Below are 11731 nucleotides of genomic sequence, written 5' to 3'. Positions count from 1 at the left end.
AATTTTTTTATTTTGGAGGCGATTCATGAATTTACCTTGGCTATTATCAGAACTAATTGGAACTTTTGCCCTTACTTTTATTGGCGCCGGCTCTATCTGCTTAAATGAGATGACAAACGGGGGAGTTGGCTTGCTTGGGATCGCTGTCGCTCATGGCTTAGCTCTTGCGGTTATGATTTCAGCTGTCGCTCCAATTTCCGGAGGAAAGATTAATCCGGCTGTAACTCTAGGTCTTTTAATTGGCGGTAAAATTGATGCCAAAACAGCGGCTCTTGAAATTTTATTTCAAGTTGGCGGCGCAATTTTAGCAGCTATTTGCCTAACCCTTATTTTCCCAACTGAAGTGGCAAAGGTTGCAAAACTTGGAACTCCGCAACTTGGGCCTGGAATTAGCTTTTGGGTTGGCGTATTTACGGAAGCTATTCTAACTTTCTTTTTAGTTTTTACAGTTTACGCAACCGCTATTGACCCAAGAGGAACTTTCAAGGCTATCGCAGGTTTTGGAATCGGGCTTGTAATTCTTTTTGATATTATAGCTTTTGGAGGGATCACAGGCGCCGCCATGAATCCGGCAAGAGCCTTTGGACCGGCTCTTATCAGCTCGACTTGGTCAGATCAATTAGTGTATTGGATCGGCCCCATTCTAGGGGGGTTGATTGCGGGCGTTCTATATAGCAACGTTTACTTAGGAAAAAGCCAAAAAGTATAAAGTTTTATTAAACTCTGATTGATAGTTTAAAGCCGAAGAATTTCTTCGGCTTTTTATTGTTAAAATATAATTCTACAATTAATTTTATTAAAAACCCTCCTGTTTAGAAATTTTCCTTTCAAAAAATAAAATTTAAGAATGTCAATTTCTTTTGCGCTAATTCAGGTAAGAGACTAAAATGTTACCGTTTTGAGAAGTCAATTTAAAAGTTTTTACTTGGACAAAATTTAAGCAGAATCGGAATTGAAGTGATGATGAATATTGAAGAAATACTCGTGCAAATCAAAGATTGGGTATGGTCCTTGCCTCTTTTGATTTTGCTTTTTGGAACCGGATTTTACCTAACGTTTATTTTGAAAGGCATCCAGTTCAGGTATCTCTTTTTCGGAATCAAAGAAGTCCTCTCTAAATCCTCGAAAAGAAGCCAAGGGGATATCAGCCATTTTGAAGCGTTGATGACCTCGCTTGCAGGAGCTATTGGAACAGGATCCATTGTGGGGGTTGCAACAGCTATTGCAATTGGAGGTCTCGGCTCCCTATTTTGGATGTGGGTGACAGCTATTGTCGGAATGGCTACAAAGTATTCCGAATCCTTGCTTGCCGTTGAGTATCGCGAGCTCGACAAAAGAGGAGAGATGATCGGCGGCCCAATGGAGTATATCGAAAGGGGGCTTGGATGGAAATGGATGGCGGTTTTATTTTCTATTTTTGGGGTCATCGCAGCTTTTGGAACAGGTAATTTAGTTCAAGTCAATTCTATTGTCGAGTCGGTTAATATGATATGGGACATCCATCCTGTTGTAGTTGGGATTGCGATTGCCGTTTTAACCGCTCTTGTGATTTTAGGCGGCGTAAAATCAATTGGTCATGTGTCAGGGATTCTAGTTCCTGTTATGGCTATTTTTTATGTAGTTGGAGGCCTTATTGTGGTTGGTCTTCAGTATGAAAAAATTCCGGCTGTCCTCTCTCTTATCTTTAAATCCGCTTTTAGCGGCCAAGCAGCCTTTGGCGGTTTTGCTGGAGCCACGACCATGATGGCAATTCAGCTTGGAGTGACAAGAAGTATTTTTTCAAATGAAGCCGGGCTTGGAATTTCTTCGATTGCAGCAGCAGCCGCTAAAACAGACTATCCGGCAAGACAAGCTTTAATCACTATGGTGGGAGCGCTTATTTCAACTTTGATTGTTTGTACGATTACAGGTTTTGTAATCGCCCTTTCAGGGGTTCAGGGACTTGCAGACAGTACAGGAAAAACCTTAAATGGAGCAAGCCTTGCAGTCACAGCCTTCTCAACTAATTTAAAAGGGGGGGAATATATCGTTGCGATCGGCCTTTTCCTTTTTGCTTTTTCCACAGTGATTGCTTGGGCTTATTATGGGGAAAAATGTTTTGAGTATCTTTTTGGTGAAAAATCCGTACTTCCTTTCCGCATTTTATTTACACTCGCGGTCATTCCGGGTGCTATTCTTAAAATGGAAACGGTTTGGACGCTCGCTGATATCGCGAATGGCCTTATGGCCATACCCAACTTAATTGCTCTCGTACTTTTATCCCGTGTTATCGGGAAAAGAACCGATGAGTTCATTGCCTTGATAAAATCCGGAAAAGCATAAAAAGTAAGTATTTTTAAGGAACGAACTATGACAGAAATGTCCTCCTGGATTGCCGGGTTTTTAGATAAGGTTTACGCTATTGTTTGGAGTTTTCCTCTTCTACTTTTGATAGTCGGCATCGGTATCTACTTAACTTTTTTACTTAAAGGAATCCAGTTCCGCTACCTAGGCTATGCTTTCAAGCTTGTCGTCTCCAATAAGCAATATAAGGGAGAAAAAGGGGATATTTCAAACTTTGAGTCTCTTATGACAGCTCTTGCTGCCACAATCGGTATTGGAAATATCGCCGGTATTTCAACAGCTGTTGTGACAGGCGGCCTTGGCGCTCTTTTTTGGATGTGGGTTACAGCCCTTATTGGAATGGCCACAAGGTATGCGGAATCTATTCTAGCGGTAAAATATAGAACTACCGATAGCAAAGGGGAAATGTGCGGCGGTCCCATGTATTTTATTGAGTATGCTCTCGGCTGGAAATGGCTTTCTATTTCTTTTGCCTTTTTTGGAGCCATTGCAGCTTTTGGCGGCGGTAATATGCTGCAAGCTAACTCTGTTGCAGATGTGATGTATGGGACTTTTTCCGTAAGTCCTCTTTATACAGGAATATTAGTCGCGGCCTTTACAGGCCTTACCATTCTTGGCGGGATCAAAAGCATTGGAAAAGTGGCTTCTTTTCTCGTTCCTATGATGGCTTTTATCTACATTGGCGGGGCTTTAATTATTTTAGGAGCTAAATTTTATTTAATTCCAGGCGTTCTTGCAACCATTTTCAAAACGGCTTTTACCGGCCAAGCAGCGGTTGGCGGATTTTTAGGTTCCACCATTATTCTTGCCTTCCAGATGGGAATTAGCCGAGGGCTAATGACAAGCGAAGCAGGCCTTGGAACGGCGTCCATTGCGGCAGCTGCCGCTCAAACCGATGTACCCGGGAGGCAAGCTCTTGTTTCTATGACGGGGTGCTTTCTTGCAACGATTGTGATGTGTACGGTAACCGGCCTTGTCCTTGGGGTGACAAATGTTCTTGGAATGACAGGGGAAGGGGGGAAAGCTGTCACAGGCGCCTCTCTTACTATGGCTGCTTTTTCATCGGTCTTTCCCTGGGGCGGCTATATTGTGACTTTCGGCCTTATACTTTTTGCTTTTACAACTCTGGTCGGATGGGCTTACTATGGCGAAAAGTGCTGCGAGTATCTTTTCGGAGATAAATCAGTTCCTTTTTACCGTATTCTTTTTACTTTGATTGTCATTCCGGGGGCAGTTCTTGAGCTTGACCTCGTTTGGAAAATTTCAGATATCTTTAATGGTTTGATGGCGTTTCCAAACTTAATAGCCCTGCTTGCTTTATCCCCTGTTGTAAAGGAAGAAACTAAGCATTTCATAGAATTGCTTAAGAAGGAAAAGAAACAGGAACTTAGCTGAATAAAAGTGGCCTACTTTATGTAAGATTTTCTAAAGAAGCATCTATAAGTTTTTAATAACATTCCTTTTCCGTGGCTTGCCAACCCTAGGTTTGGCTATCTTTACGATAAAATATAAGATTACTATTTTTATTGAGGCTTCTTGAGCTCATCAATTTTTCTTTCTAATTTAATGATATTTTCGGCGATGGCTTCAAGGTAGGCGGCTCCTTCTTGAATAGTCTCTAAGTTCATTTCATTTAAAGGATCCTTTTCCATTTCATGAGCCCTATCTATGGCTTTCACCAAACCTTCTAAGTTAAAACCCCTCACTACTTCTTCAATTTCTTCTAAATAGGGGGTGTCTGACTGGATAGAGTTTAATAAATTGATTAGATTTTCATTGAGGGCTTTATGAGGAAGATGGAAGTCATTTTCACGCACTAACCTTAATAACGTCGACCTATCTCTTACTCTTTGAGTTAAGACCAAATTGATGTTTCCCTCTAGATTTGTTCCGATAGAAGATGCTTTTTGAAGCAGCCTAATTGTTTTTGAATGAGGTTCAACAATCTTTGTATAGAGATGCGACCTTTCATTTAGAGAAATTTCACTATTATGGTGATAAAGATCTTCTCTCGCTTCCCCTCCTTTTCGTCTAATATGGGTTTCAAATTGAACTTTAGGCGACAACTCAGGTATGGCTTTTTTTACTGTTTCTTCACTTAGCTTTGAGTCTTCGGAAATAAGGCCGTCCCCTTTTAATCCGGCTGATTCAATAAAAGTTAAATTATGCTCCTTCGCCAACCGTCCTTTCAAGGAAGCTAAGGTCTCAAGTTTAGTTTCATCTCCAATAGAAAGATAAACTTTTGCAATCTTTCCAAAGATCGGGTTTGTAAATTGACTTATAAGCCCCGCTGCGGCATCTACCCATGAGGTAAAGGTTCTACTTGTAGCAAGAGTTGCGGAGGGAAATTTTTCTCCAACACTTGCTGCCACCGCACCACCAAGGGAGGCTCCGTCTAGAATAAGATCAGAAACATCAGGTTTGAGCAAAAGAGGTTCTTTATCATCTCCAATAGACAAACCTTTTTCCAAAAGTGTTCTGACAACAGTTTCTCCGTCATCTTCTAAATCTTTACCGGTTAAGACTCTGCCTTTGCTTTCATTAACCCCGCGATAATTAAACACAACAACGTTAAAGCCTTTGAGATTATATTCATAGGCTTGGTCAGTCATCTGTTCCATACAACCCATGTTCGGGCAAAAAAGAACCACACAGGGCATTTTAACAGCAATTTTAGGATCCATTGAATCGGCTAGATGAACAATCCCATCAAGAGTTACTTCGCCTGCTTTATTTTTAACTCCTTGGAGTTGAAAATATCGAGTATGGGAATCTTCCATAGGTTTCGGCGGGAAATTTTTGCTACCGGCAGCCGGTAAAAGAAGTGAGGATAGAGCTTTATCAAACGGACTGATTTCTTCTTTGCTTGTCAGAAATTTTGACAGTAACAGAACGCCACCAACAGCCAGGATAGCAGGGGATGTGAGAATTGCAACAGCAGTTAGTCCAATTCTTGACGCAAGAGATTTCAATTCCTGGCTTTTAAGATGCTTAATCTGCTCTTCACTTAGCTCTGAAGTTTCAGAAATTTTAACTGCATCCGTTTCTTTTAAGGCCTCTTTATCCCGTTGGATAAGAGGCTGGCCTGCTTCATCACCTAAAATTTTTGCCCACTTAGGAACGCCGCCGAGAGGGCTGGATTTATCCATAAATCATCCTCTCAATAAAAATATAATTTAATTATAGCATCTAAAGAAACAAAAGATAAACTTGTTTGTTTTCCTTAGTAAATTATATTAAATATATTAAAATCTAATAGCTGGTAGCATCTAACCTGACTTTTCCGTGGAAGATATAATAAATAAGGATTGTATAGGCAATTACCAAAGGTGCTCCAATAGCCGCAATGAGGAGCAAGATGGAAAGTGTATATTCAGAAGAAGCTGAATTCCAAATGGTTAGGCTGTTAGCGGGGTCGTTAGGAGCTCTTATGATATCAGGGTAGCTGCCGATTCCAAAAAGAGCGACAAGACAGATGATATTTAAGCTTGATGATAGAAAAGCAAATCCATCTCTGCCTAAATTGATTTCTCTTGGGATATTAGCGATAGCAAACATATTGACAAGAGCTACTAAAAAAATGTAGGGCCTCTCTTTGATGGCTTCTGTCATATGAGGATAATAAATTAAGGTTGCCATAGTCACAATGGCGTAGCACATGATAAAAAAAATGATGCATGGGTTTACCAAATTACGCATTTTTTCATGAAAGGCCCCTTCTGTTTTCATCATAAGGAAAATGGAGCCGTGCATAAGGAAAAGACTTGTTGTAAAAATGGCTGCCATAATGGAATAAGGGTGTACCATTGTCCAAAAATCTCCGATAAAATCCCCTTTCGCGTCTAGAGGAATGCCTGTAACCATATTGCCGAGAACAATTCCCAAGGTAAAAGCGATGATAAGGCTCGCTAAGGAAAACAATATATCCCACATCCAGCGCCACCAAGCCATAGGACGTTTACTTCTAAATTCAATGGCGACGGCTCTAAAAATAAGGCCAGATAGCAAAATCATAATGGGGATATAAAAAGCCGAGCAAAGGGTGGCATAGATGCCCGGAAAACCGGCAAAAAGGGCGCCTGCTGCCGTTACAAGCCAAACTTCATTGCCGTCCCATAGTGGGCCTATGGAATTAAGCATGATTCGTCTTTCGATATCCTCTTTCGAAAAAAGGTGCAGCATGCCAACGCCTAGATCAAACCCGTCGAGAATGGCATAACCGGTTAATAAAAATACAAAGATAGTAAACCAGACAAATTCTAGATTTTCAAAAATGAAGTTCATTAACTCACCTCGTCCACAAATTCTTTTAAATGGTGATAGGGCGTCGACCCTTCATCATGGAAAATATCATGAGGACCATGTTTTATTTTCTCGTTAAGAAGATAAATAAATAGAATAAAGAGGAATACATAAACAGTTAAAAACATGATGATTGAGCCAAGCACCATATTTTGAGTAACAGTTCTTGAAAGCCCTTCTGAAATGCGAAGATGTCCGTTGACAATCCAGGGGTATCTACCCACTTCTGCTGAAATCCAGCCTACCTGATTTCCGATTTGCGGCAAGAGAACTGAAAGCACAAGCATCCAAAGAAAAACTCGTTTCTCTTCAAGCTTGTGTCTATAAAGATAGTATAGGCCAATGACGGAGGCAAAAAGCATTAAGAAACCTGTGCCCAGCATCATTCTAAAGGTGATGAAAAGCAAGGGGGAATTAGGCCTATCTTTTGGCGGAACCTGATCAAGCCCCATGACTTCAGCATTAAAATCATCAAACGATAAAAAACTCAATAATTTTGGAATTTGTATGGCAAAATCCACTCTTTCCTCTTTTGGATTAACGACTCCAAAAAGAGTTAAAGGCGCGCCCTTTTGGGTTTGATAAAGCCCTTCAAAAGCGGCAAGTTTTGCGGGTTGGTATTTGGCGACTATTTGACCGCTGAAATGCCCTGTGGCTATTTGTAAAATAATGGCGACAAGAGAAATCCAAAGGGCATAACGCATTGATATAAGAGAAAATTGCTTATGCCTGTTCTTTAACAAATACCAAGCCGAAATGCTTATAACTAAAAAAGCGCCTGCAAGCCAGCAGCCAAAAACGACGTGGAGAAGACGAACAACAGAAGATGGGTTGAACACCATGGTCCAGAAATCGGTGATTTCAGCTCTTGCCGCAAGACCTTCCCCAACTATATGAAAACCCGCCGGAGTTTGCATCCAAGAATTTGCCACGACTATCCAGATAGCACTAAAATGGGCTCCAAGGCAGACCATGACAGTCGAAAAAAAGTGAAGTTTTGGGCCTATTCTATTCCATCCGAAGAGAAGAAGCGCTAAAAATCCGGATTCTAAAAAGAAAGCAAAAATGCCTTCTGCCGCAAGAGCGCTTCCAAAGACATCCCCAACATATCGGGAATAAACAGCCCAATTGGTTCCGAATTCAAATTCCATGACAATGCCGGTTGCAACTCCAATTGCAAAAGTCAAAGCAAAGACTTTTGTCCAGAAAGCGGCGATATCCCGATAGATAGGTTTTCTTGTTTTTAGATAGGTGCCTTCCACTAGGCATAAAAAAAGCCCGAGCCCAATACTTAAAGGCGGATAGATATAGTGAAAAGTGATCGTTAAGGCAAATTGGATGCGGGCTAGCATTTCAACATCCATCTTTATCTCTCCTTTATTAGAAAGCTCTAAGAAAATAGATTCTTTTTTTAGACGTCAACAGTTATTATCTTTCCAAGAAATATTTTTAGGTTTTTTGATGGCAAAAATAGTCGGAATTTTAAATGTCACCCCGGATTCTTTTTATGACGGGGGAAAATATTTTAATGAAAATGAAGCGGTATTAAGAGGGCTTCAATTGGAGTCTCAAGGTGCGGACATTTTAGATATCGGAGGAGAGTCCACAAGGCCTTTTGCTCTTCCTGTAAGCGAAGAAGAGGAGCTTGCCCGTGTTATTCCAGTTATAAAAGCTTTAAAATCAAAGCTTAAAATTCCGATTTCCATAGATACAAGAAAGCCGAAAGTGGCCAAAGAAGCGCTTGAAAATGGAGCCGTTATTTTAAATGACATCCAAGGCTTTTCAAATGACGAAATGATTGGGGTGGCTAAGCAATTTAACGCAAAGATCATTTGTATGCATATGCAAGGGCTTCCGGAAAACATGCAGCAAAATCCAAGCTATAGGGAAGGGGTTTTGCCGCATTTGATGGATTGGTTTGAAGATAAAATTAAACACCTAATATTGAAAGGGATATCAAAAGAGAACCTCATTTTGGACCCTGGTATCGGTTTTGGAAAAACGGTTGCTCATAATGTTGAAATCATACAAAATTTGCAGAAGTTTAAAAGCCTGGGAGTACCCCTTTTCATAGGGGCATCAAGAAAGTCATTTTTAAGCAAATTATTACAAAAGCCAACCGTTGAGCTTGAGTCAGCCACTTTGGCTTTGCATTGTTTTGCAGCCTTAAACGGGGCTGATTATATAAGGGTTCATGATGTGGCATCTCACAAAGATGCTATGGCAGTCCTTAACGTTATCAAACCGAATTTGTAAAATTTTAAGCTTTTAATGACTTAAACGCTCTTACGCTTTGGAGGAAACTGTGCTAGAACTTTTTACACTTTTTATTCCGGCTCTTGAAATCGGCATCATATCCATTATGATTTACTACTTGCTTTCCTTTTTTTGGAATACAAGGGCAATGGATTTGATTTTCGGTTTAATGGCGTTTTTGGCTGTATTCACACTTGCCAATTGGATGCAATTGCCGGTAATTCAAAAGCTAATGTTCTACTTTGTCAATGTCGCAGTGATCGCGCTCCTTATTTTATTTCAGCCGGAGCTTAGAATCGCGCTTTCAAAATTAAGCGTAAAAGGAAAAAAATACCAAGAAGTCACTGAGTTTGACAGGTTTCTTGAGGGGATTGCCTATTCCGTTTACCGTATGTCGGAAAAAAGGTATGGCGCTTTAATTGTCTTGGAAAACCAGGATTCTCTGGATGAATATGCCAATAAAGCGGTTCTTTTAAACGCTAAATTTTCTCCCGAACTTTTAGAAACGGTTTTTATTCCCTCTACTCCTCTTCATGATGGCGCGGTTATCATAAGAGGAACTGAGATTTTATCGGCAGCCACCATTCTTCCATTAGCTGATGATAGTACTCAATTGTCAAAGTCTATGGGAACAAGGCATAGAGCTGGCCTTGGAATGAGCCAGCTTGCGGATGCGCTTATTATTGTTGTCTCGGAAGAAACCGGAAAAGTTTCTATTGCAAGAGATGGTATTATGACAAGAGGCGTTAAAATAGATCGTTTCAAAGGGATTATTAGAAGTATTTTTACCCCCCCCGAAATCCAGCATGGACACCGGTATTGACGCGATTAGCTGGATTAAACAATGGAGGGGTTCATGAGTGGTTTTTTCCTGAGGAACTGGCAAAGAAAGCTTCTTTCATTCATCACGGCAATAGTGCTTTGGCTTTACGTTAATCATTCCATAACGGATACCAAGACTATCCCGAATGTTCCGATTAAAATTATTAATTTACCTTCTGATAAAACCATCGCCGGCCTTCTTCCAAACGGGATGTTAAAAAAGAGAATTTCTCTAATTTTATCAGGCTCAAGAGAAGTAATCCAAGAGCTTGAGCCGGGGGATTTAGAGGTCGTTATTGATGCCTCCTCGATAGATCATGATAGCTGGATTGCGAGAATAGGGAAAAAAAATCTTGTGAGTTTAAATCCGGCAATCGATCTTGCACATCACATTACGCAGGTGCAGCATAATGATTTTGTCATTAATTTAACTCCGATTATGACAGCGGATGTCCCTATTCGTATCATGGTCAATTCTCAAAATGCGCCTGAGGGCTACGAATTTCTGGATGTTTGGCCGGAAACTTTATTCCAAACATTGACCGGGCCCGCAGAGGAAATTCAAAGGTTAAAGTTAAAAGGGCTAAAACTTGTTTTGGACCTAAACAAAATTACAAAACAAGATTTGGATGGTTTAACTCTTGTTCAAAAAAATCAAGGGAAAGACGAAGTTTCCTTTTTAATTCCCCCCGAATGGAAAAAGGTGATGATCGGATTTAGAAATAATGTCCTTGAAGAAATTAATGACCCTGAGGCTGAATTTCTTCAAGTCGAATTCCTTAAAAAAGATGCCCTTGCTTTGGAAAAAGATCTTCCTTTACGAGTTTTTTATCCTTTAGAGTATAGCAATTTAATCAATCCATCAACCTATAGTCTAGTTAAAAGCGCAAAAGTTGATATTGTGAATGATTTGCCTTTATTGACAGTCCCGCTTTACGTAAAAGATGTCAGCCGACAATTTCTTGAAGTGATTAGAAATTATCTTGAAGTCGTTTTAATTGCGAGTCCAAGGACTGAAAGAGATGTTTTAGAGTGGTCTTCAGGACTTGTAGACCCAAAGGCTCTTGAAAATACCTATGTGGCTTTTATGCTCTCGAATAGCGCAAGACAGAATTTCCAACCTCCATCCCTCTCAAAGAAGCGGGAGCAGCTTTTAAGGAACCGCTTTAAAAGATACCGAGACAGGCTTACGCTCTGGAGCACACCAACTCAAAGACTTAACTTAGAGCCTGTTCTTGGGGATCATGAAATTATTGTGAAGTAAGTCCTTTATGCCGGTATATCGCTTTTTTTCAGATGAAACCCTATCTTCCGATCAAGAACTTTTCTTGGGCGAGGAAGAAAGGCGTCATTTAAATGTGCTTAGACTCCGGATTGGTGAAAAAGCAGAAATTATTAATGGCAGGGGAGACCTTGCGGAAGCCACCTTAACCGAACTTGATAAGAAAAAGGCTGTTTTAAGAGTCGATCGACTCGTCCATCAAGAAAAACCTGCCCTTAATTTAATCCTTATTCAAGCTCTTCCAAAAATGAATCGTTTGGATACCATTTTAGAAAAGGGAACTGAGCTTGGAATGGATGAAATCCGACTATTTTCCGGGGATTTAAGCGAGAAAGTAGGTTTTTCTAAAAATCAAATGGACCGCGCTTCCCATATTTTACTTTCGGCCATTAAGCAATGCGGAAGGCTTTATCTTCCGAAAATAACCTTTTGTTCCGGTATTGAAGAAGCTCTAAATGTAGAGGCTCAGATTTTTTTTGGGGACACACGAAAAGAGGCTCCTCCGCTACTTAAAGAGCTTGAAAAAGCCTCTTTGGAAACTTCTTGGGCTATTGCCATCGGCCCTGAAAGCGGCTTTTCAAGTAGGGAAGAAGCTTTTTTGCAAGAGAAGGGAAAGGGGGTAGCTCTTCATAAAAATATTTTAAGAACAGATACCGCCCCGCTTTCAGCCCTGACGCTTTTTCATCATTATCTTTTGCTAAAGCAAAAACCTTTCCAGTAGTTTTT

10 protein-coding genes are annotated in these 11731 nt (G+C 40.5%); 7 read left to right on the top strand and 3 right to left on the bottom strand.

What is annotated here, in order from left to right; all coding sequences use genetic code 11:
- The first annotated feature begins 25 nt into the window (after positions 1–25).
- The 3 genes from CSEC_RS05705 to CSEC_RS05695 all read left to right on the top strand — a co-directional run bounded on the left by CSEC_RS05705 (position 26) and on the right by CSEC_RS05695 (position 3738).
- On the top strand, positions 26–709 hold the full coding sequence (locus tag CSEC_RS05705) for an MIP/aquaporin family protein (protein ID WP_041017462.1): 684 nt from the start codon (positions 26–28) through the stop codon (positions 707–709).
- Positions 710–960: 251 nt separating this feature from the next.
- The gene (locus CSEC_RS05700; RefSeq protein WP_154017636.1) at positions 961–2322 is read left to right on the top strand and encodes an alanine/glycine:cation symporter family protein; all 1362 of its coding nucleotides are present in this window, start codon (positions 961–963) and stop codon (positions 2320–2322) included.
- A gap of 27 nt (positions 2323–2349) precedes the next feature.
- Positions 2350–3738, top strand: a complete 1389-nt coding sequence (locus CSEC_RS05695) for an alanine/glycine:cation symporter family protein (RefSeq protein WP_237559212.1) — start codon at positions 2350–2352, stop codon at positions 3736–3738.
- Between the two features lie 128 nt (positions 3739–3866).
- On the opposite strand, the gene CSEC_RS05690 is transcribed toward CSEC_RS05695, so the two are convergent.
- From CSEC_RS05690 to CSEC_RS05680, 3 genes are all read right to left on the bottom strand, one after another.
- Positions 3867–5492 carry an alpha/beta hydrolase family protein gene (locus CSEC_RS05690; RefSeq protein ID WP_041017460.1) on the bottom strand — a complete coding sequence of 542 codons (1626 nt, stop codon included), beginning with the start codon at positions 5490–5492 and terminating at the stop codon, positions 3867–3869.
- Between the two features lie 103 nt (positions 5493–5595).
- A complete protein-coding gene (gene cydB, locus CSEC_RS05685) occupies positions 5596–6627 on the bottom strand; it encodes a cytochrome d ubiquinol oxidase subunit II (protein WP_041017459.1) in 1032 nt (343 codons plus the stop codon).
- Entirely contained in the window at positions 6627–8009 is a 1383-nt protein-coding gene (locus CSEC_RS05680) for a cytochrome ubiquinol oxidase subunit I (RefSeq protein ID WP_041017458.1), read from the bottom strand. Before CSEC_RS05680 ends, cydB begins: the two co-directional genes overlap by 1 nt.
- A gap of 97 nt (positions 8010–8106) precedes the next feature.
- Between CSEC_RS05680 and folP the strand changes: the two genes are divergently transcribed.
- The 4 genes from folP to CSEC_RS05660 all read left to right on the top strand — a co-directional run bounded on the left by folP (position 8107) and on the right by CSEC_RS05660 (position 11726).
- Positions 8107–8901, top strand: coding sequence for a dihydropteroate synthase (folP, locus tag CSEC_RS05675; protein WP_041017555.1), 795 nt, complete (start codon positions 8107–8109; stop codon positions 8899–8901).
- A gap of 106 nt (positions 8902–9007) precedes the next feature.
- On the top strand, positions 9008–9724 hold the full coding sequence (cdaA, locus tag CSEC_RS05670) for a diadenylate cyclase CdaA (RefSeq protein WP_053331837.1): 717 nt from the start codon (positions 9008–9010) through the stop codon (positions 9722–9724).
- A 33-nt stretch (positions 9725–9757) separates the two neighbouring features.
- Positions 9758–10987, top strand: coding sequence for a CdaR family protein (locus CSEC_RS05665; protein WP_237559211.1), 1230 nt, complete (start codon positions 9758–9760; stop codon positions 10985–10987).
- Between the two features lie 7 nt (positions 10988–10994).
- A complete protein-coding gene (locus CSEC_RS05660) occupies positions 10995–11726 on the top strand; it encodes an RsmE family RNA methyltransferase (RefSeq protein WP_053331819.1) in 732 nt (243 codons plus the stop codon).
- Positions 11727–11731 lie beyond the last annotated feature (5 nt).

The sequence above is a fragment of the Criblamydia sequanensis CRIB-18 genome (assembly GCF_000750955.1).
In the GTDB taxonomy this organism is placed as follows: Bacteria; Chlamydiota; Chlamydiia; order Chlamydiales; family Criblamydiaceae; genus Criblamydia; species Criblamydia sequanensis.
The sequence above is the reverse complement of the archived record's forward strand: the minus strand, read 5'-3'. Positions and strand labels throughout refer to the sequence as shown.